The organism is Psychrobacter communis, from assembly GCF_014836505.1.
In the GTDB taxonomy this organism is placed as follows: Bacteria; Pseudomonadota; Gammaproteobacteria; order Pseudomonadales; family Moraxellaceae; genus Psychrobacter; species Psychrobacter faecalis.
Genome location: NZ_JACSQR010000003.1, coordinates 1 through 22809, shown reverse-complemented (window position 1 = coordinate 22809; position 22809 = coordinate 1). Strand labels below are relative to the sequence as shown.

General features: G+C 43.5%; 18 protein-coding genes and 3 tRNA genes. 17 read left to right on the top strand and 4 right to left on the bottom strand.

All coding sequences use genetic code 11. The features are described from left to right. Positions 1-140: 140 nt before the first annotated feature. Complete coding sequence (locus H9653_RS02065) at positions 141-968, top strand: inositol monophosphatase family protein (protein ID WP_191690088.1); 828 nt, start codon at positions 141-143, stop codon at positions 966-968. A 50-nt stretch (positions 969-1018) separates the two neighbouring features. On the opposite strand, the gene H9653_RS02060 is transcribed toward H9653_RS02065, so the two are convergent. Together H9653_RS02060 and H9653_RS02055 are read right to left on the bottom strand one after the other, a co-directional pair. Beyond that, complete coding sequence (locus tag H9653_RS02060) at positions 1019-2458, bottom strand: WS/DGAT/MGAT family O-acyltransferase (RefSeq protein ID WP_191690087.1); 1440 nt, start codon at positions 2456-2458, stop codon at positions 1019-1021. 259 nt (positions 2459-2717) lie between these two features. Continuing rightward, entirely contained in the window at positions 2718-3557 is an 840-nt protein-coding gene (locus tag H9653_RS02055; RefSeq protein ID WP_191690085.1) for a thiazole synthase, read from the bottom strand. Positions 3558-4016: 459 nt separating this feature from the next. Here H9653_RS02055 and gspE point away from each other — a divergent pair, with 459 nt between their 5' ends. Next, a complete protein-coding gene (gspE, locus tag H9653_RS02050) occupies positions 4017-5573 on the top strand; it encodes a type II secretion system ATPase GspE (protein WP_191690083.1) in 1557 nt (518 codons plus the stop codon). Between the two features lie 123 nt (positions 5574-5696). On the opposite strand, the gene H9653_RS02045 is transcribed toward gspE, so the two are convergent. Further along, a complete protein-coding gene (locus H9653_RS02045) occupies positions 5697-6191 on the bottom strand; it encodes a RidA family protein (protein ID WP_191690081.1) in 495 nt (164 codons plus the stop codon). A gap of 74 nt (positions 6192-6265) precedes the next feature. Continuing rightward, positions 6266-7021 (bottom strand): DUF4442 domain-containing protein, encoded by a 756-nt coding sequence (locus H9653_RS02040; RefSeq protein WP_191690079.1) that lies wholly within the window; start codon positions 7019-7021, stop codon positions 6266-6268. A gap of 355 nt (positions 7022-7376) precedes the next feature. Here H9653_RS02040 and H9653_RS02035 point away from each other — a divergent pair, with 355 nt between their 5' ends. The 15 genes from H9653_RS02035 (at position 7377) to H9653_RS01965 (ending at position 22697) form a co-directional block, all read left to right on the top strand. After that, a complete protein-coding gene (locus H9653_RS02035) occupies positions 7377-8819 on the top strand; it encodes an McrB family protein (protein WP_225211564.1) in 1443 nt (480 codons plus the stop codon). 15 nt (positions 8820-8834) lie between these two features. After that, entirely contained in the window at positions 8835-10448 is a 1614-nt protein-coding gene (locus H9653_RS02030; RefSeq protein WP_225211563.1) for an McrC family protein, read from the top strand. A 242-nt stretch (positions 10449-10690) separates the two neighbouring features. Then, positions 10691-10767: transfer RNA gene (locus tag H9653_RS02025), tRNA-Pro, on the top strand. Positions 10768-10876: 109 nt separating this feature from the next. Then, a tRNA-Arg gene (locus tag H9653_RS02020) sits at positions 10877-10953 on the top strand. Positions 10954-10992: 39 nt separating this feature from the next. After that, positions 10993-11068, top strand: a tRNA-His gene (locus H9653_RS02015). Between the two features lie 449 nt (positions 11069-11517). Continuing rightward, on the top strand, positions 11518-12453 hold the full coding sequence (locus H9653_RS02010; RefSeq protein ID WP_191690075.1) for an AraC family transcriptional regulator: 936 nt from the start codon (positions 11518-11520) through the stop codon (positions 12451-12453). Positions 12454-12807: 354 nt separating this feature from the next. Continuing rightward, complete coding sequence (locus H9653_RS02005; protein ID WP_191690073.1) at positions 12808-13875, top strand: hypothetical protein; 1068 nt, start codon at positions 12808-12810, stop codon at positions 13873-13875. Positions 13876-13954: 79 nt separating this feature from the next. Beyond that, complete coding sequence (gspF, locus tag H9653_RS02000; protein WP_191690071.1) at positions 13955-15157, top strand: type II secretion system inner membrane protein GspF; 1203 nt, start codon at positions 13955-13957, stop codon at positions 15155-15157. 484 nt (positions 15158-15641) lie between these two features. After that, a complete protein-coding gene (gene gspG / locus H9653_RS01995) occupies positions 15642-16103 on the top strand; it encodes a type II secretion system major pseudopilin GspG (RefSeq protein WP_190295551.1) in 462 nt (153 codons plus the stop codon). A 276-nt stretch (positions 16104-16379) separates the two neighbouring features. After that, on the top strand, positions 16380-16940 hold the full coding sequence (locus H9653_RS01990) for a protein-disulfide reductase DsbD domain-containing protein (RefSeq protein WP_191690069.1): 561 nt from the start codon (positions 16380-16382) through the stop codon (positions 16938-16940). 108 nt (positions 16941-17048) lie between these two features. Next, positions 17049-19217, top strand: a complete 2169-nt coding sequence (locus H9653_RS01985; RefSeq protein WP_191690068.1) for a cytochrome c biogenesis protein CcdA — start codon at positions 17049-17051, stop codon at positions 19215-19217. A 394-nt stretch (positions 19218-19611) separates the two neighbouring features. Then, positions 19612-21057: a phospholipase A gene (locus tag H9653_RS01980; protein WP_191690066.1), complete on the top strand. Its 1446-nt coding sequence runs from the start codon at positions 19612-19614 to the stop codon at positions 21055-21057. Positions 21058-21084: 27 nt separating this feature from the next. Next, complete coding sequence (locus tag H9653_RS01975; protein WP_191690065.1) at positions 21085-21255, top strand: hypothetical protein; 171 nt, start codon at positions 21085-21087, stop codon at positions 21253-21255. Positions 21256-21279: 24 nt separating this feature from the next. Further along, complete coding sequence (locus H9653_RS01970) at positions 21280-21888, top strand: ComF family protein (RefSeq protein WP_225211562.1); 609 nt, start codon at positions 21280-21282, stop codon at positions 21886-21888. A gap of 107 nt (positions 21889-21995) precedes the next feature. Then, the gene (locus H9653_RS01965) at positions 21996-22697 is read left to right on the top strand and encodes an IS1 family transposase (RefSeq protein ID WP_191690063.1); all 702 of its coding nucleotides are present in this window, start codon (positions 21996-21998) and stop codon (positions 22695-22697) included. Positions 22698-22809 lie beyond the last annotated feature (112 nt).

Sequence of the window (22809 nt, the reverse complement as noted above, 5' to 3'; positions counted from 1 at the left end):
ATCATTTATTTGGTTCGCTAGGCGGCGATGGTTTTCATGAGTTATTAATCCGATTTAATTTTAAGCGGCTTTTATTTTTCGTACATTTTATCAGTCCTATCTTTCAAGTAGTATTCATTCATCAAGCAAATAGGTTATTTATGGAACCCATGGTCGTTATCGCAGCGCGTGCTGCTGAAAAAGTTGGTAAAGAGATTTTATATGCACATCAAAACCGCCACAAAATCGAGCTAGATATTGAGTCAAAAGGGCTTGATGGTTTAGTGACGCGCATTGATCGTTTCAGTGAAGAGCTGACGATTGAGACCCTAAAAGCCAGCTATCCAAATCACTCGTTTTTGGGTGAAGAGTTTGGTATGCAAGAAGGTCGCGGCGAAGATGCTGACTGGTGCTGGATTATTGATCCGCTAGATGGTACTAAAAACTTCGTCCATGGCGTACCGCAGTTTTGTGTTTCTATCGCGGTGCAACATAAAGGCGTGACCCAGCACGGTGTTATCTATGACCCTGTACGTGATGAGATGTTCTCGGCTAGCCGTGGTAAAGGCGCACGCTTGAACAATCGCCGTATGCAAGTGAGCGAACGTAAAACCCTTGACGGTGGTCTATTTACTACTGGTCATCCGCTTGAGCGTAAACGCAATGGTGAAGTCATCTCTTATGCCAAGCAGCACTTTGAAAGCTTACAAAAAATCTCTGAAGCGGGCGGTCAAATTCGCCGTTTAGGCTCAGCCGCGCTAGATTTATGTTATGTCGCCGCTGGTCGTTTTGACGGTTATTTTGAGATGTCTATTAAGCCGTGGGATATTGCTGCTGGTGAGCTTATCGTGACCGAAGCACGCGGCGTGGTCGTTGACCATACAGGCGCGCACAACTCAATGACCTCAGGCTCTATCTTTGCTTGTAACGTCAAATTACTAAAACCGTTAATGCAAGTGGTTGTCCCAACGTGGGGCGATATTTTGTAGTTTTAACTTATTAAAGATTTAGAAAATTGATATTGAAAAAGCTGGTTCCATTATGGCGCCAGCTTTTTTGTTTTGCCATTTTTCTTGTCACTACTTTTATCTGTCACCGTAATGCCTTGAAATTCAAGCTCTTTACTGGTTCGCTCTAACAGCTGCAGCTCCTCTTCTATGAGGACGAGCATATCTTGTACATGCGGTAGAGCTTTGCTGCAAGCGGTGATGCCAAATTCAATCTTATCCAAATAGCTGGCGAGAGTGATATTCATCGCTTGTCCATTGAATACAATCGATGCCGGATACAAAGATTGCAGACGCGCGCCGTTCCAATACAGCGGCTTTTCTGACCCAGGGACGTTGGAGATAATCAGGTTAAAGGCCTGTTTTTTCGGAAATAGCCCAGTTGCCAAATTGATGCCTTCCCACGCATAAGAAATCACACTGTAATTGATAACCTGCGCTTGATTCATACGGCGGAAGCGGCGTTTGCCGTTATTCATACTGCGATGAATCAGCTCGATGCGGCTGAGTGGATCGTCTAAATGCGTGCCCAAATTGGCAAGAACAAATGACAACTGGTTGCCCGCCACACTATTATCGGTACGTAATGACATGGGTACAAAAGCAATCAAAGGCTTGCTTGGTAGCGCATCTATCGACAGGAGATAACGGCGAATAGCGCCAGCACAAACGGCAAGCACCACATCGTTTTTACTGATATTTAAGCGCTCAGCGATATCATTAAAGCGCTGTATCTCATAGGACTGCGCGGCGATGCGCCGCGAGGCTGAAATGCGTTTATTAAGCACACTCATCGGCGCGGCAAAGGTACTGACATAACTGTCATCACCGAAATTTTTTAAGTTATCGAGCAATTCTGTAAATACCGGTTTAATGGTTGATATTTGCTCTTTGATAATGCGCCGCGCCGAACGCTCTTTCGGCAAAATCGCATCGACTTGGTTACGATGACGTGCCATTAGTGACCAAATCGGTAGCGTCACCGGTTCGGTTGGCGATTGCGATAAGGATTTTTTGACCAAGCGCATGGCAGCGATGCCATCAACGATCGAATGATGGATTTTAAAATATAAGGCAAAACGTTCAGGCGCGCCTTCGCTTTCTGGCTCAATTCCTTCAATAACATGACATTCCCATAGCGGCATTGCCCGATCTAACAGGCGACCATGCTCTCTTGATACGTACATCAAAAGCTCGCGTACACGCGCGGGCTGTGGTAGCGCTACATGGTGCAAGTGATGCTCAACATCAAAGTGTTTGTCTTTTTTCCAAAATATCAAATGCTCAAGCACTTGGTTAAAAGGAAAAGTCGGCGGCACCTCAGAGTGCTGCATCTGCTTGACCAATTGACAAACAAAACTGCTGTCCGCATTTTCGGGCAATTCGAATAAAAATAGACCCCCAACATGCATGGGTTGTTTACGCGACTCAAGAAGTAAAAACAACTGGTCGACTGCTGTGAGAAGTCGCATAATAAATCCTTTTATGACGATGAATAAAAAACGGCAATAAATTATATAAGTATTCAGTTAGGCAAAGGTAAAGCATAGTAAAACTAAAAAATATAGCAAAAACGATTAAAAACCTAAAAGTAGTCACAAAAATATCTTAATATAAAAAGCATGGCGCACGGGATTTTTATTATTTCATTATGTGTTAAGCTGTGCTTTTAAAGGTTTAAGCTAGAAAGTTTGCCCTGCAGGATTCAACTTGAAAAATCTAAGCTAAAAACTACTGAAAGAAGTAGCCGGTCTGCGGCGAACTGGCAGCGGCCATTTTGCGCATCGGCATACGACCTGCTAAGAACGCCTGACGCCCTGCCCATATAGCATGTTTCATGGCCTGCGCCATCAACACGGGATTTTGTGCATTGGCAATCGCTGAGTTCATCAGCACGCCATCACAACCAAGCTCCATCGCAATCGCGGCATCAGAAGCGGTACCGACGCCAGCATCAACCAATACGGGTACATTAGCGTTTTCGATAATAAGGCTAAGCGTATGGCGATTGAGCAAACCTAAACCTGAGCCAATTAAGCTACCAAGCGGCATAATTGCCACACAGCCCATGCTCTCTAATTCTTGAGCGACGATGGGGTCGTCAGAGGTATAAACCATGACTTCAAAACCATCATCGATTAGCACCTTGGCGGCTTTTAGAGTTTCCATCACGTTTGGATAAAGGGTTTTTTCATCGCCTAATACTTCTAGCTTCACCAGATTATGCCCGCCTAATAGCTCGCGAGCAAGCTTACATGTGCGTATCGCGGTTTCGGCATCAAAACAACCTGCGGTATTGGGCAAGATGGTATATTTATCTGGTGAAATGACATCTAATAAGTTCGGCTCATTGCTATTTTGACCAATATTGGTGCGGCGAATGGCAACGGTAACAATCTCAGCTTCTGACGCGCCAATTGCCGCACCGGTTTCAGCCATATCTTTATATTTACCAGTACCGACCAACAATCGAGAAGAGAATGTACGACTGCCAACCGTAAAGGTATCATTCGATAAGGCATTTTGTGAAAATGATTGAGCGTTGGCAGGAGCATTTGCGGCTTGTGACATAAGGATAATCCTAATAGCGTGCGAACAAAAGTGACTAACGAGGTTATTAAGTTTGTTACTGTGTTTAATGAGAGTTTTTATTAAATAGTAGTAGAGGCAAAACGTAAATAGGCGTTATGTGGCCAAAGGCTTGCGATGTTAAATGCTAATAATATAACTGCTTTAAAAGCAAAGTCATAAATCCAAGCAAAGCCTTGCTACTTGCCTAAAACAAAATGTTATTATAACAAACTCATACGCGCTTACTGACAATCTTTACCAAAAACCGCGCAGAAAGCCCCTACTTCTAAGGTAGTGGGTAGTTCATCCAGTTTAACGATTTAGGCAGGCGGCTTTAAATAGTCAGGTCAGTAGTGTTTTTTAGCATGTATTATTGTGTTTTCAAAGCCATTTTCAAAGTTATTTTATAAGCTGTTTTTTAAGTTCTTTTTTAAATTAACCACTCACTAGGTCGTCTTTATGCTGCAGCTGCCGTACAGTTTTGCAAAACGCCATCAAATTTTGGCCATTCTTGCTATTGATCCGGAGTTGCCGCCGACCTTGGTGTTGACCAAAACTACGCCATTGTCCGCCATTAATGAGGCGGTGCGTTTTTTACAGCAGCAAGGCGTACGCGGTGTACCAAATTATGAAAATATCAGCATTGAAGATTTCGAAAAACGTATGAATGCCGCCTATGCCGGTAATACGGGCGAGTCGCAGCATATTGCCGCTGGGCTTGAAGACCATCCTGACCTCGATAGCCTGGCCGATAGCGTTCCTGAAACAGAAGATTTGATGGATCAACAAGACGATGCGCCGATTATTCGTCTGATTAATGCGCTGTTGTCTGAAGCGATACGTTTAAATGCCTCAGATATTCATATTGAAACTTTTGAGAAACGGCTAGTGGTACGCTTTCGTGTCGATGGAGAGCTAAAAGAAATTATCACGCCAAAACGCCAATTGGCGCCGTTACTGGTCTCGCGTATCAAGGTGATGGCCAAACTGGATATCGCCGAAAAGCGTGTACCACAAGACGGTCGCATCAGTTTAAGACTGGCAGGCCGTGAGGTCGATGTACGGGTATCGACGCTGCCGTCAAGCTTTGGTGAGCGCGTGGTCATGCGTTTATTAGACAAGCAAGCGGGTCGTCTCAATATGACGTATCTTGGTCTATCTGATAATGACTATAGCGAACTTAAGCGCTTAATCCATCGTCCACATGGCATTATCTTGGTGACTGGACCGACCGGTTCAGGTAAAACCACCACGCTATATTCGGCATTGACCGATTTAAATGACCAAACCCGCAATATTTTGACCGCCGAAGATCCGATTGAATTTCAGCTCGATGGTATTGGGCAAACGCAGGTGAATAATAAAGTTGATATGACTTTTGCTAAGAGCCTGCGTGCCATGTTGCGACAAGATCCAGACGTGGTGATGGTAGGTGAGATTCGCGATTTAGAAACCGCCGAAATCGCCGTGCAAGCGTCTTTAACAGGACATTTGGTATTATCGACACTGCATACCAATACCGCCATCGGTGCGGTCACGCGTTTGCAGGACATGGGCGTAGAGCCATTTTTATTATCGTCATCGCTGATTGGTGTCGTCGCTCAGCGTTTGGTACGGACGTTATGCACACATTGTCATGGCTGGCAGGCTGCCGATAATGAACAGGCCAAATTATTTACTGAAATTGGTATTGCGGCAAATGCTACAAATACGGCTACTGAAAAATTAACAGAGAATATTATTAATTTGCCGAAACCAGTGGGCTGTGATAAATGTAATAATTCAGGCTTTAAAGGGCGGACGGCAATTTATGAAGTGGTACCGATTGACGATACCTTGCGCCGGATGATTCATAGTAATACTGCCGAGTACGAGCTAGAAGAATACGCCCGTCAGCAAACGCCATCGATACGTGCTGATGGACTACGCAAAGTCATAGAGGGTCGGACGACGTTAGAAGAAGTGCTGCGGGTAACCAAAGAAAGCGCCCTAACTGATGACGCTATGATTGTATAAAAAAACGATAGTATAAAGAAAAACGATTGTATAAAGCAAAACGGTTATTGAGTCAAAAGTCGGTGCAATTGGCTCAATAACCGCTAATCAAAAAGTCAGTTTGGTTTATTTTAAATAGTATTGCTATTTTGCGGCGATACATTCAATTTCAACACTTGCGCCCGCTGCCAGCTCTGCGACACCAAAAGCTGAGCGTACCGGATAAGGCTTAGCCAATTCTGCTTTATAGATTTTATTAAAGTCATCAAAGTCATCCATATCAGTCAGCATCGCCATACATTTGACGATGTCTGATTTTTGGTAGCCGTACTTTAACAAGATTTCATTGATATTATCGAGTGCTTGTTTGGCTTCGACTTTGACGCCGCCTTTGACCAATTTACCGTCTTTAAAACCAATCTGTCCTGACATATATAACGTATCGCCGACACGTACCGCTTCTGAAAACGGATAGTTGCCGCCATCACCGAGAAATACTGGGCTAGATTTGGTGACGGTTGCATTATTAGTTGTTGGCGCGGCATTGGCCGTAACCGCAAAACCTAAGCCTAATGAACAGGCGCTAATCAGCACTACTTTAGATAAATGAGTCGTCAGTTTATTGATATATCTAGACATACTTGTCTCCTTATTATTGTGATATTTTTCAAATCCATTTTTTGGTAGCTAATTACTTCTTTAACAGGTTTGAATTAATTGCTCTCGAGTTCCTGCGTTGAGTGATTGCTACTTTCTTCACTCTCGTTTTGCTCAGACTTAGATTGCTCATCTTTGGTTTTTTCATTGTCATTTTGCTTGTTTTCTAGCGCTTTAGCGGCTTTACCTTGACGGCGTGTTTCTAGCTCAGATTTGGGTATCCAAGCCCACGTCATTTCAACGACGATAGGGTCACGGTCGCTATCTGACTCGCGGTCATGAATCACGCACGGTATGACCATCTCACCCTTTGGCGTATTTAAAATATCCAAGCGTTGCTCGTCAGATAATGATGCTACCGCGGCGATTTGACCTTTTTTAATCGGGCGATAAAAATTCACCGAGTAAGATTTAATCAATAATACGCGGTCAGAGGGTAGGTTTAAACCCAAAATAAACCCAGTTGCAGTTTCCGCAAGTAAAGTGATGGCAACGGCATGGACGGAGCCAATATGGTTTTGCACCGCTTTGGTATTATTTAAGCTGACCACCACTTGATTGGGATCGACTTTTTCATAATAAATACCTGTTGTGCCCACGTACGGCACCACTTTACCAAAGGCTTTTGATAAAATGCTGGCGCGCGCGGCCGCAGGCAGAAACTTGGTGACAGATAGCAGTTTGGTAAATTGGTTGCTGATGGGTTTTAGCGTAGTGTTTGGTTGTGCAGCTGGCACTTTGGTGTTGTCAGAAACTTTGGCTGGTAGTTTGCTACTTAGTTTGCTAGGGAGTTTCTTTAATAATCCTGACATACAACATTCCTCAATTTTAAGTGGGATTTACAGTGTTTTGCTAGTGCGTTAAAAATGTTAAGACGATAACGATAGGTAAGGCGACAAATTCTTTTTATCTTCGCAACTTAACTTAGCAACGATGTTAGTTATGGTACATTAAGTGCCGTATCGCTACTATTATTAACATGAACTGCCGCGCGTATAAAATATGACTAACGTAACGGTATCTTAGGTATGAGAAATAATGCCATTTTTGTTAGCTCGTTTAATTTTAGCGAGCCACGTTATAATCGTCAGGTTTTAGCACATTTCAACTATTTTGCCGTTTTTTCTCATGTTCGACAATGCCATGCTAGATAAGGTCATGCCAAATATGTCTCCTTCCAAACCAACCAATATCATCTATACAGGCGTTGCTGGTACAGGTAAAACCTATCGCTTGCTCCAAATCGCACAGCAATATACTGACTGCTTACCAAAGATAAATGACAAAGAGTTATTGAGACAACTTTTGCAGCCGTTAAGCTGGCGTGACGTGGTTTGCTTAATATTTTTGGATTTTAAGTCGAAAAAACAGGACTTGGTCAAGGTACCAGAAATTGTCAATCATGAGTTTTTTGTCAATAAAGCGGCGCAAAATGCGCGCGAGAAAAACTTAAGCAATACCGCTTGGTCTGTGCTGCAAATGCACACGCCTACGAGCTCACAAACGGTGAGTTATAAAAATCGAGCCAGCCAAGCCTATTTTGATAAAGACCATAGCGGTGCATGGTATTTACTGCCAGAAAGCGTGGATTTGTTAAGTGATTTAGCGCAGCAATTAGCTGAGTTTCAACAGGCGCAGCGCGAGAATAATAGCCAAAATAAAGAGTTCCGTCAGCAGCGCTTTAGTATGGTCAGCTTTCATCAAGCCTATGGTTATGAGGAATTTGTCGAAGGTATCCGTCCGGTGATGGCGTCATCCGATCATACAAAAAATAGCTCATCTCAAATGAGTTATGACGTGCAAGATGGTGCATTTTTGAAATTGTGCCAACGCGCTGCTAATGATCCCGAGCAGCGTTATGCGATGCTGATTGATGAAATTAATCGCGCTAACGTATCACGGGTCTTTGGCGAGCTATTAAGTTTGATTGAACCCGATAAACGCGCTGGCATGGCAAATGCGATGACGGTTAATTTGGCCTATTCAGGGCGAACCTTTAACGTCCCTGCCAACGTTGATATTTATGCCACCATGAACACCCAAGACCATTCATTAGCGCCGCTTGATATGGCATTACGGCGGCGTTTTCGCTTTATTGATTGTCCGCCGCAGTCGGAATTATTACCTGTTATTTATCTCAATCAAGACTTAAAAGCTGATAATACAGAAGCGTTTAAGTCAGAAGAAACAATAGATTTGGCGAAAATCTTAACCGGTTTAAATCATCGTATTACGCAAACCCTTGGGGCAGAGGCACAATTAGGTCATGCATTCTTATGGTCAGTAAAGAGTCTTGAGCACTTGCAAACGGCACTTATTGAACAAATCATTCCGCAATTGGCGCAAGCAGTGGGCGGGCAAGTCACTGTTTTGCAATATATCTTTCAAGATGAGCAGCAGCCGCTGAGGGCGCAGTTTATACAAGATAGCCAAGCGCTGATTGATAATGCCAATAACTTAGCCAGTCCTAATAATTCAAACTCAATGTTTGCCGACCAGCATTCATTGCTCGGCCAGTCTATGAGTAGTGGCAGTTATAAAATTAATGCCGATTTAATCAATAATACGGCTGAGTTTGCCAAGCCGTTTGTCTATCAGCGTTTATATTAACAAGGTTACTAGCTTATGATGAGTAGAGTATTACAGTCTGATAACAAAGCGATAGGCAGCCACATTAATCACAACGTTAATTGTGGCAATAGTAATAGTGCGAGTATTGCTAATAACGTCAGTGCGGCTGCACTTAGTGCTAATATTATTACGGTGTTTGAGCATCAACGTTTAACAGCCCATGATTTTGCGCACGTAGCGGATTTTCATTGGCTAATGGCGCAAGAGTTTGCCGTTTTTAGCATTAAACGTCAGCAAGGACAATGGCAGCTAAAATTCGGCCATTATATTGGTATTATTTTATTGCCAAGTGGGATGTTACTTGAGATATTGCCCAAGTTAATAGCAAAAACGTCTAGCAAACATAATTCGTCACAGCCATACGGTTTAGCTAAAACCAATGACATCAATCAAACGCGGCAATGGGTGCAGAATATGCTGGCGGATTTAACCAGTAGCAGTCATGATAAAAATAAACTTCCTAATACAAAAAACTTTGGCCAATTTAGCAATCAGTTAGCCGCGCTACCGACGACTAAAGCAATGTCATTATCTGATTGGCTGATTGCGCAGTTTTTACAGCGTTTGACGCATTATCAGCCGACGAAGCACTATCAGGCGCAAATCCATAACCAAGCAGCGTTACAAGGTCGCTTGCTGATTAAAGAACAGTTGCGCCATAACAGCATGCAGCCGCATAAGTTTGTCTGTGAAAGCAGTGTACTGAGCCAAGAGATGCTGTGTAATCGCTTGATTAAAAGCGCGCTGAATTTACTTACTCCGTTATCTCCGCCATCAATGTCACTGCCCGCATTACAGCAGTGGCGACAAGTAGCAGTGTTAAGTCGTTATGAGCTACAGCGGCTTGAGTCTTTTTATCAGCAAGCAAAGAGGCAATTGGCACTGCAGCCTTTATCTCAGCAGCAATTACAAGCGGCGCAGCAGTTATTAGACTTGGCTTATTGGCTCTTGCAGCAATGTGACGCTCATACTGGCAATGGCATTAAGCCGCAAACATTAGCCAAGCAAAACGCCGCACAACCGCGTTTATGCTTATTGATTGATATGAATCAAGCGTTCGAGCAATGGACAAGCCTGCGCATAGCGGCCCAGTTTCAGCAAATTGATTTGGCTTATAAGCCTTTGTTTCAAGCACAGCGAGTGTGGCTACATGATGTAAAAGGGCAGGCGTGTTTGTCCATTCGTCCTGATTTATTGATTTATAAAAGTGCTCATTTGCAGACTGGACCTAACATTAAAGCGCTGGGTGAGGATGACGTAAAATCAGAAACGCATACCTCTGCTTGCTCACCCCAATCAGGCAATTATAGCCATGTGATTGATATTAAATGGAAGCATTTACCGCATGCAGGGGCGATTAGTGCGGGCGACGCCTATCAGTTGAGCAGTTACGCGCAGGCTTATCACGCCGAGCAGGGCTGGCTGGTTTATCCGGTACAGGACGATAGCAGACAACCAATCCTGCTCCAGCAACAAGCTTATAATGACGCAGACAATGATAAAAGCTACAAAAAGCCGTCCAATCATGCCAAATTATGGCTGATACCCTTTAATGTGCTGACCGGAAAAGTAAACGGTGACTTGCTTCCAGATTTGAATGTAGTATAATAAGCGCTGTTGGCAATGTAGTATTAAGGTCAGTAAAAAACCAACGTTGCGACGCCGCCATTGTTATAAAAATGGCGCATTTTTGAAAGAATTTAACAATTCTTTAAAATAATCAAAAATAGGTGTTGACACAATCGGCTTTACCCCTTAATATGTGCACCTCGATAGCGAGGAACATTAACAAGTTAGCGGTATTACCAACAGCAAGTTAAGTAACAAATTATCGAGATAATAGAGAATTTCGGAGTGTGGCGCAGTTTGGTAGCGCATCTGGTTTGGGACCAGAGGGTCGTAGGTTCGAATCCTATCACTCCGACCATCTATTTAAAGAGCCTTACAGGCTTTTTTTTATGTATGATGATATAGTTTTTTATGTTAGATATTTCTGATATGATAAACCAATCAAAATATATAAAAGTCCTCTAAGAGCGCCTGTAGCTCAGCTGGATAGAGCATCTCCCTTCTAAGGAGGTGGCCGCAGGTTCGAATCCTGCCAGGCGCACCATTTAGCCTGTCAATCTTGCCTTATCAGGCAATAGTTATGGCGGTTGTAGCTCAGTTGGTAGAGCCCCGGGTTGTGATCTCGGTTGTCGTGGGTTCGAGTCCCATCAGTCGCCCCATATTTTATTCTGTATCTCCTTCCTCATTAAATTCAAAAATATCAAAATAACACTGCTTGCCTTTACTGGCATTTTTTTGTGCCTGTTTGTTTTATATCAATGCATACTTTTTAAGTTATCATGCTGCTTTAGTGGTTATAAGTTAAAAACTTATGAGACATTTAATGACTTAAACATCTGCTAGCCTTTTTTCGCTGTTTTTCTTATGATAGATAGGCTCGCGAATGTTCTATCATTTGTTAAGCCTTGTTTAATTAAGCTATCACATTAAATTATTTACTTGATATTCTTATTCAAATTTTTGCTTTGATTTTATCCAAAATAAAATACCTATCAAATAAAAATAAAATTTTTTGCCCCATTATTTCAAAAGATTTTGCAGTCATCAGTGCTTTGTTTCTATTTTTAAATTTTGCTATTTTAATTACCCATGATTGAGGAAGTGATGGATGGACGCACTAAGCGTATTGCTACAAAATGTACATTTATTCGAAACGAAGTATTATCGATTAAATGTGACGGGCAATTGGTCTTATTCACTCACTAGGCAAGATACGATTTTATTTTATTTGGTGATGTCGGGTGGATTTTGTATCGACGTCGGCAATGGCCCACGAGAAACGCGCGCCGGTGACATGATTATGATCCCAAGCGCGCATCAGCATGTGAGTTATGCGCTAAACTATCATAGTGATGAGGCGCAGCCGTTAGATGAGTTATTGACGAGCTGTAAAGAGCATACGCTGGATTTGAAGGGTGACGGTGATTCTGAGGCGTCATTGATATTAATCGAGTGTAAGTATGATAAGGCGATGATTCGGCCTTTATTGTCCGTACTGCCATCAATTCTGCCGGAAGTTAATGATGAAGATGATGGCCGGTTTGAGGTGATTGATGTCGAGATTAGGCTACTGACGCTAGAGGCTGAGCACGAGCGCATGGGTAAAACCGCGGTCATCAATCATTGGGCAAGTATTATGATGATTGAATGTTTGCGGGTATATATTGAGAGTCTGCCTGAAGCCACTGAGAACTGGCTAAAAGCGATGAAAGATCCGTTTTTAACCAAAGCGCTGGTTGCGATGCATGAGATGCCAAACGAAAATTGGACGATTAATAAGCTTGCTGAGGTAGCAGGGATGTCGCGCTCAAGCTTTGCACAGCGCTTTAAAGAAGTCGTTGGTATACCGCCGTTGACCTATTTGATGGATTATCGCTTGCGCTTGGCCGCGCGTTATTTGCGTTTGCAGCAAAACAGTATCAGCCGTATTAGCGGTTTGGTTGGTTATGCCTCGGATTCAACCTTTAGCCAAGCGTTTAAGCGTGTTTACGGCATCTCACCTAAAGCTTATCGGCAGCAGTATCAACAACAAACGCTCTCTTAATTAGCTGTTAATTGCTATACCTTTTTAAAAGCGCTCAGGCTATTTATCGGCTTTAGCGCTTTTTTGCTCGATGCTCATTATTAATTAAAACTCCCGCTTTTTAGCATAGCTATTGCTTACCACCACCTTTATCACTGATTTCGATACTGAGTATTTCGGCGATGGCTAGCTGACAATGCACTTAGGTTAAGGTACTATAGAGTCATGTTTTGCCCAAGCTTCATAGTGAGATTCTAGCGCATTTTATGGCACTGTCTGCTGGCCGCTATCGGTAAGTAGTTGGTTTTAAACGCTGATAGACTATTCATTTAGGATAACTTGGGCAAAGTTTATTTTTGCAGCTAATGGTATTTTATGACTGAACCAACCGCTAAGCCAACCGTGACTTCAAATAGCCAGCGTACTACTGCGTCCGCTACTTCGACAGCCAACGCTGATAAAAAAGACGTGAAAAGTAAGGCAAAAAATAAACCGCGTACGGCAAAAAATAAGCAAAAAACCAATATTACGCCTGCGCTTGATAAAGCGGCGCTGCTCGCGTTATTTACGTTATCAAATACTGAGTCAAATGTTGAATCAGGTTTTGAGCAAGCAAGTCTAAATACTCTTAGCAGCAGTGAGTCGAACAGCAGCGAAACCAATGTCGCCACGCAGCGGTTAGCGCTTTATCGTCGTCAGCATGAGCGCACACGCCAGCTATATATGGCCTCCGCCGCTACTCGTCCTACGTATCTGGTGCAAACGCTAAAAACGCAGTTTGCAGAATATCAGCAATATTTACTGGCGCAGCAGCTTGATAAACGTGGTCTGATGGATACCGATGGGCTAGAGCGTTTATGGCAACAGTTGCACGTGGTCGATGATATTATCGAAGATATCGTCCGTCATATGCCGGCGCAGCAGCCCGCTGGTTGGCAGCTGACGACGCAAGATGGTCATAATCCACTGCGTTTTCCTACCGTTGGTAAGCTCAAACACGACAAACCTATCGTAGATCAAGGCAGCTTAAACAGTTATGTGCTTGGTCATTTTGGTGTCAGTAGTTTTACCTATGACCGCGCTTATTATATTGGACACGTGGTTGGTTACTTATTTAGCTGCTATTTTTGCGCCCATCTGTCTATCAGTTATGGGGTTACCGCCCTTGCTCCGCAAATCGTGAACGACTACGAATACGCCAGTCTTGAGACGCCGCATATGGTGAGGTTGCTACAAGGCTTGGATGGTTATTGCAAAAAACGTATTTATCAATTGGCCGTTATTTGTGCGCGACTTAGCGTCTTTGCTAGCGATAAGCGTATCGAGCGCATGCTGATTGCTGAGGTCAATGATTTTGATAAAAAATTGCAACAACAGCATTTGGATGTTTTATTATTACAAGGCTTGATGCCGGATAGCAGCGATTCTACGCCGCTTTTTTAAGACATTTATTTTTTAAAATCTATTATAAGATTGCTGTTTATCAGCATGTTAAATTGCTCACCTTAGGATATTTGCTGCTATGCCCGCTTATCATTATAAAGCGTTAGACGACCATGGCAGTGTCCAAAAAGGCTTACTTGAAGGCGATTCTGCGCGGCAAGTACGTCAGCAGCTGCGTGATAAACAATGGACGCCCGTTGAAGTCACCGCCGTCAATGACCGGCAAAGCCAAAGTAAAAACCGCTATAAAAAGCCATCAGCCTATGAACTAGCACTGCTGACTCGTCAATTATCAGTCTTACTTGCCGCCGGTATTCCTTTAGAGGAAACGCTGGCTGCCGTCGCTAAGCAATCACCAAAAACCCATATTAAATCATTAATGCTGGCCGTGCGCTCGCATGTGCTAGAAGGTTTAAGCCTCGCACGCGCCCTGCAACAAGCCGCCAGTTTTCCGCCGCTTTATATCGCCACCATTGCGGCAGGGGAAAAGTCCGGTCATTTAGATTTAATCCTTAATCAGTTGGCAGATTACACCGAAAACCGTTTTGCCCTACAAAAGAAAATCCAAGGGGCGATGGTCTATCCAATTGTATTAATGGTCATGGCAGTCGGGGTCATTATGGGGCTAATGAGCTTTGTGGTTCCCAAGATTGTCAAAGTTTTTGAGCAATCTGAGCAAGCGCTGCCGCTGATTACCCAAATCGTCCTGAACTTATCAAACATCATTACCCAGTGGTGGTGGTTGATGCTTTTGGTATTGGCAGGGGCGGCGTTTTTGTTTCATCGCTTTGCGCAAACCCAAGCAGGCAAATTAACCATAGACAGTATGGTGCTAAGACTGCCGATACTGGCGCGCTTATCAAAAGGGCTTAATGCGGCGCGTTTTGCCAGTACGCTTGCGATATTGGTGCGCTCAGGGGTACCGCTGATTGAAGCGCTGCATATAGGGGCGGCGGTGACGACCAATTTACATATTCAAAAAACCATTATCACCGCAGCCGATAGAGTCACCGAAGGCTCAAGCTTATCGAGTCAATTAGAAAAGTCCAGCTACTTTCCGCCGATGATGGTGCAAATGATTAAAAGTGGGGAAAACTCAGGCGAGCTTGAAAACATGCTTAGCCGCGCCGCCACTATGCAAGAAGCGGAAGCGACCAACTTTATCAGCACCTTGCTGTCGTTACTTGAGCCGCTCATGTTGGTATTGATGGGCGTGGTAGTCATGATTATTGTCATGGCAGTGATGCTACCGATTGTAAATATGAATGATTTGGCAGGTTAGTAAACGCTTAAGCTTTATTAATTTCTCTGTAGCTGGCTCAAAATCCATTACATCTATCTTGCTAAAGCTTCCGCTAACTTTCTTAAGCCTTGCTTAGTGTTGTAGATTGTTGACAACGGTACGTTTTTACTAGAGCGCAGCCGATCATAAGGCTTATAGTAAGTACCAGTTAAAAGCTTTGCTTATAAACTGCTTATAAAGGATAGCGGTCATCCAATATTTCACGGCGTGTATCCATAAAAGTCAATATTCATAACAATCCATTGCAGCGCTGGATAAAAATAAAAGCATGGTTTATAGTGATAAACGGTTGAGGGTTCATCAATCTGAAGCCAACCCATTAAAACGCTCTGAACAGCATATTCATTATTTATATCACCTGATACCAAAAGCGATGACAAAAGCGATGACTATAATTGACACGACGCAAGTAGATACCATGCCAAAAAACGCTAGGAATAATGAGAAGTTGCAGGCAGAAAATATGAATAAAAATACGCCCGCTGCTCTGAAAGGTCGTGCGTTATTGCGTCATAGCCAGTCTGGATTTACCCTTATTGAGATTATGGTAGTGATTGTGATTTTGGCCATTCTCGCAGGTCTAGTCGTACCAAAAGTGGTCGGACAAAGTGATAAAGCGCGCGTCAAGACCACAGAAACGGCGCTAGCGACCGTATCCAATGCGCTTGATATGTACAAAGTTGATAATTCACGTTATCCGACGACGGCGCAAGGTTTAGAAGCCCTAACCACACCGCCTGCTGACGCCAAAAACTATCCCGATGGCGGTTATATCAAAGGTGGCTATCCGACCGATGGTTGGGAAAACGAGTTGCAATATGTCGCGCCAGGTAGCGAAGGTCGTCCTTATGATTTATTTTCATTAGGGGCTGATGGGCAGCAAGGCGGCGAAGGACAGGACGCCGATATTTATGCCCAGTTATAAGCTGCGATTTAAAGTGATTAGATTAAAGTGATTAGCGCTGAGCAACATAGCATTTTCTAACACTTTACTGATTAAAGCGGCGTTAAAATTTCTAAATATCAACCAATAAAGCCCTTTATTGGTTGATATTTTTTATTACAGCATAAAATAAGTACTATGCTAGTAAGTACCATGATAAGTAGACGCCCATCATATACGTTCAGCCTTTTTAATCAAAAGTCATTACAAACAGTTATTAAGAGTAATTTTAAAACCCGCTATCAAAGGTAGTTATTTATGTTTATCAAAACAGCCACGCCAGTTATCAATAAACGCCTTGCTAAAAAAACTCATCTATTGGCAATGGCGCTTATAAGCACTTCGTTGATGACAGGTTTATCAACAATTTCAATGAGCGCGCAGGCAGCAGGGCTTGGTGAATTGTTTGGCAATAACAATGCAGCACAATCGAAGTTCTTGCCAGTCGATAAAGCTTTTAAAGTAGATAGTATTACCAAAGCGACGTCTAAAGGCACGCAGTTATCGATTACCTTTGATATCACGCCCGGCCATTACGTTTATAAAGACAAGCTGATGCTAAGCTTTCCAAAGGGCATCAGTGCGACGCCATTTCGCTTTAGCCAGTCGCCAATTTCTATTAATGATCCTACCTTTGGGAAAGTGCCTGTTTTTACGCAAAAAAATATAATTGCTACCACCACGCTGAGCACCAATAATAGTAAAGGCGCCAAAAATGTCCCCGTTGTCATCGGCTGGCAAGGTTGTGCTAAAGCGGGTTTATGCTATCCGCCAGAGAAAATTAAAACCACAGTCAATATTGGCACAGCTGGTAAATAAACAGCCACGTAAATAAACAGCTCGTAAATAAATAATGATGTAAATAGACAAGTCCATACAGACAGTGAATTGGTCAATTCGAATATTGGAAATAATAGGTAGCCCTTCATGTCCCTTAAGAGCGCAGAAAAGTCTCCGTCATTGACGCAAAATAAACCGTCAAAAAAATCTTATCTGTTGGCGTTCGCTTTCAGCGCGGGCTCATTATTGACAGGGCTAGGAGCTACTGGGCTGACGGCCGTGCCAGTGGCATCGCAAGCGGCAGGATTGGGTGATTTATTTGGTAATAAAAGTGCTGCCCAACCGAAATTTTTGCCTGTTGATGAAGCGTTTCAAGTTAGCAGTAGCAGCAAACCGACCAATAATGGCACGCGCTTATCGATTAACTTTGACATTACACCTGAGCACTATGTTTATAAAGACCAAATTAAGCTAACGTTGCCTGCTGGCGTGAGCGCTGCACCTTTTACCTTTAGCCAAAAGCCAGTCTCCATTGATGATCCAACCTTTGGGCAAGTATTGGTATTTGACCAAGCCAATATGGTTGCTACTACCATTTTGAGTAGTAGTAATGGCAAGGCGATAAATAATGCCGCCGTGACGATAGGTTGGCAAGGCTGTGCCAAAGCGGGTCTATGCTATCCACCGGAGAAAATAAAAACCACGGTCAATATCGCTGCTGCGTCACAATCGGCAGCCAATAGTTCAAGTAGTACTGCTACAGTTTCTGCGAGCAATAACAGCAATGTAGAAACTGCGCAAGCCTCTACAGATGGGACAGTTACCAATAGTCTTGCTACAGAGCAAACTACGCCAGATGACGAGGTGATTGATTATGCATTGTTAGATGACGAAGCGTTAGATGCAGAGCTTGGTGCAATCAATACCATCTCTGGAGCCGATGAAGAAGTGGTAGGCGATAATGTCACAAGTGAAGCAGCGAACAATGACGCTGTCATAAATAATGCTGCTGCAACAAACAATACCGTTGTTGGTGATAACACGATTGATAGCGACCCTTTTGGCTTAGCCTCGCATCCGTGGTTGGCATTGGTGTTATTATTTTTGGCAGGATTAGGCTTGGCATTGACGCCGTGCGTGTTACCGATGCTACCGATTGTCGCCAATATCGTCGCTCGCCAGCAAAACCCAACAGTTAAAAAAGGTGTCATTTTAACCACCAGTTATGCGATTGGTGTTGCTATCGCTTATGGTATTTTAGGTGCGGTCATTGCTATATTTGGTGAATCGTTAGGCATTATCGGTTGGCTACAAAACCCGATTATACTAATTGCCTTTGCCATCGTTTTTGTCTTATTAGCCCTTTATATGTTGGGCGTATTTAGCATTCGTCTGCCGAGATTTATCAGTAGTAAAATGCAGGGTCTAAGCCAAGCGGGGGATAGCAAGCTTGGTAGTACGGGCGGCAGTTTAATTGCGGGATTCTTATCAGCACTCGTGGTATCGCCTTGTGTTTCGGCACCCTTATTTGGGGCGCTGCTTGCTGTATCAACGATTGGAAGTCCATTACTTGGCTTTGCGGCTTTATTTATGCTCGGTTTTGGTTTATCAGCGCCGCTTATTTTAATCGGCGCGACCCAAGGTAAAATCATGCCAAAAGCGGGTGAGTGGATGAACTGGGTCAAGCAAGGCTTTGCTCTGCTACTTTTTGCCGTGGCATTGCTATTAATTGAGCGCGTCTTTATCTCACCTGTGATGCTGATGGTTTGGGCGTTATGGTTTATGGTCGTAGCGATGTGGGCGTGGAGCTGGCTAGGCAAAGGTCGAATGTTGACCCAAGCATTAAGCTTAACCGCCGGTATTTGGGCGACGTGTTTAATCGTCGGCGCCGCCTTGGGTAATGATGATAGTTTACATCCGCTTGCCTCCCTAACTGCGGTTCCGGTGCTGCAGACAACTGCTGGTCAACCAGCCACCAGTAATGCAACCGATAAGACGGTCACGACGCTGGCTGAGCTAGACACTATTGTCGCCGCCAATCCTAAAGTGCTGGTCGATGTCACCGCCGAATGGTGTATTGAGTGCCGGATTATGGATAAAAACTTATTTCATAATCGCCCTGCGCAAATGCAAGATTGGCAATTGGTCAGACTTGATATCACGGAGACTACGGCTGATTCAAAAGCAATCTTAGCGCGTTATAAACTATTTGGTCCGCCAGCATTGCTGTATTATCAAGACGGGCAATTGGTCAATCAGCAAGTGGGTGAAATCGGGCGCGCAGCGTTTGAGCAAACCTTAACCGCGCTAAATTAATCGTTTAAATGTAGATAAATTCCACATCATTTCTACCCATTAAAAAGCCAACGTCCTTTGATAATAGGACGTTGTCTTTTTCAATCTTACTAAATAGCCTTTTTAATATAGACGCTAAATCCTTGGTTTAACGTTATTTATTACTATTCATTTAACTACTTACCTTATTATTTACATCAGAATTTGCTCGCAATAACGCTAGTATAGTGCCCTTATTTTCATTACAATAAAGCAACATTGCGAAAGGCGCATTACCACAAGTAATAGCTACCTGACACGTCCATATTTATTGGTTTTCTTTGGTTTTTACTCTATTTTAGCAATCATGCTAATGGTTATATCAATTATCTCATAGACTCTGCTGGCACGCATGCCAGTTAGATAAAGGACACTTATGTTTTCTCCTATTACGCCGCAGCGTCCCTCTTTAGTGCTTAACACAGCAGGCAAAAATAATAACAGTCAGCGGTCCAAATGCTATTTAACCATGGCGGTTGGGACGGCGCTTGCTTGTTTTACCTTACAAGCCAACGCCGCTAATGGCACTCAAAGCTATGAAGAGCTACCGGTAGAGAGTATCGCATTTGAGTATGATACTGATGAGGCGGCAAAAGTTGTTAATAAGCGCGTGGTCAATCCAAATGCAGCGGCTCAAAGCGACATGGTGATTAGTAAGGAGTTTGTCGCCGAGCAAGCAAGACTGTTTTATGAATGTACACAAGTGCAAACCAGTGGTGCGCGTTTGGCTTGTTTTGATAAAGTCGCTGAGCAAGGTAAAACGCCGAGCTACACCACGACTAAACAACCCGTTGATTTGGCAAAAACCCTACAAAGTACCCTTGCTGGTAATCCGCAAGTTGTCCTAGTAGAAGAAAACACCACTATTTCTGCAAACAGTAATACTGCGGCAAATAACGAAGCTGGTGTTGGCGAAAGTTTGGATACGGTAGGACTGACGCAAAGGGAGGCGGAAGTATTAGAGAACGTCGGCGTCACCCAAGCTGATATCGAAAAATATACGCCGTTAAGTTTGGCTTATGATTTGGATAAAAACAGCGAGCGCGGCACCTGGACAGTCAGACCACACCGACCAACTTATTTGCTACCGTTATTTTATACCTTTGATCCCAATTTAAACCCAAGTACGCCCTCACAGCTTAGACCTGATCCGCTTTTAACTTCTAACGACACCCGTAATACAGAGCTAAAGTTCCAGCTGTCATTAAAAACCAAAGTGATGGAAGATTTGTTTGATACCAGTGCCGATTTATGGTTTGGTTATACCCAAGAGTCGCACTGGCAGGTTTATAACGAAGACAACTCGCGACCATTTCGTGCTACCGATTATCAGCCGGAGATATTTTTGACCCAGCCGGTCACAGCTGACCTACCTTTTGGTGGCCGTCTGCGCATGTTAGGAGCGGGTGCGATTCACCACTCTAATGGGCAAGATGATCCCTTATCGCGCTCGTGGAACCGTGCTTATCTGATGGCAGGGGCAGAGTGGGGCAAATTGTCGGTCATACCGCGCCTATGGGCCCGCGTCAATAACGAAAGCTCTAGCAGCGAGGACAATCCAGACATCGAAGATTACATGGGCTATGGCGATATCAAATTTTTATATGATTTGCCAGAGCAGCAAAGCCTAAGCGGTACTTTGCGTTATAATCCGAGTACCAACAAGGGTGCTGCCCAAATCGACTATGTCTATCCATTATCCAAAAACGTTAACGGCTATATTCAATTATTCCAAGGTTATGGCGAATCTATTATTGATTATAACCATGAAAATACTTCGATTGGTTTTGGTATCGTGCTAAATGACTGGAAAGGTTTTTAGGATAAACGCGCTGATAGGTATCGATAGATGCGCCGTTTAGCGCCTTATCAAAGCGGACTATGGCTGGCAGAGTATGGAGACGTACGCTGTCAGTTATGCCGTATTTATCGTAGTACACTGCAATCCCACCTGCCACAAAATCACTCCTCATCAAGTCCGCCAAACAAGCATTCATTCTTTACCAAACTGCGTCAGTAGGTTAATGACCGTTTTAATAGCGGCTTGCTCTGCTCACATTGCCATCACAGTCTCGCATGGCTACCCAAACCTTTCGAAGTTGATATCGCTGCGGGTACTGTTCTCTCTATTCAAGCAGCAACCTATTACGATTATCCAATACGCCAAGCTATTCGTGCTTTTAAGTATCATGAAGATATGACCAAGTTGCCGTTATTGCTACATGTATTGCGTCAATTGCCTAGGCCGCACGGCTGTCATCAGGACAATAGTGTCATTGTTGCGATGCCAACGACGGAACAACGTTTAGTTAAACGAGGTTTTGACCCTGTCAGTATTTTAGCCGCGCAATTGTCTAAGCATTGGCACATTCCACTTTGGCAAGGCGTAGAACGTATCGATGATACTATCAGTCAACAAGGGCTGACACGTGCCGAGCGCTTAACCAACTTAGAAAACGCCTTTGCTTTAACCGAAAATCCTCCGGTTAAACGCTTATTATTATTTGATGATGTCGCGACCACAGGTGCTAGCCTACAAGCATTAGGTCATGCTTTAAGCGGTCAATTTACAGGCTTGTCAGTCATTAATTCTCAGAACTCTCATCAATATCATCTATCAGCCTATGCGTTAGCGCACGGCAGTCAATTGTAAAATCTATTCCTATCAAAAATTACTTCTATTCATGGTGGTGTATCAAAAAGTATGCTGAGGAGATGAAAGAAGGGTGACAGCCGAAGCAAGATGATATATTTGAGGTTATGAAGACACAAATACAGATCAATTGCCCCGACTGTCACAGTCCCAGTTTTTCGATACACGGCAAAAAAAGCTATGGCAAGCAGAACTATCAATGTAAGGACTGCAAACGCCAGTTTATTGGCGATCATGCCCTAACTTATAACGGCTGTCACTCTAGAATAGAAGATAAAATACGGCTAATGACAGTGAGAGGCTGTGGCATTAGAGACATTGCTATTATAGCCTCAGTTAGCATTGGTAAAGTGCTTAGCACCATAGGCTCATCTGTTTATAAGATTGCGCCTAAGAAGCGCTATTATGAACGCTTAGAGGTTGATGAGTTTTGGACTTACGTGTATCGCAAGAAGCGTAAAGTTTGGCTTATTTATGCTTATGACCGCGCTACCAATGAGATTGTCGCTTATGTTTGGGGCAAACGTGACCTGAAAACAGCTAAGAAGCTAAGAGCCCGTCTTAAACAACTGAAAGTCAGCTATGGCTCTATTAGCATGGATAACTGGGATAGCTTTATAACCGCATTCAAGCCTGACAAGAAACAAATCGGCAAGCAGCATACGGTAGGCATAGAAGGTAATAACTGTCGCCTTAGGCACCGATTGCGACGAGCCGTTCGAAAGACCTGCTGCTTCTCAAAGAAGTTTGATAACCACTTTAAGGTGTTTGATTTGGTATTCTTCTATGTCAATTATGGCTATGTCTGATGCCAGCATACTTTTTAGAACACCACCCTATTCATGGTGGTGTATCAAAAAGTATGCTGGAGTAATAAAAGAAGGGTGACAGCCGAAGCAAGATGATATATTTGAGGTTATG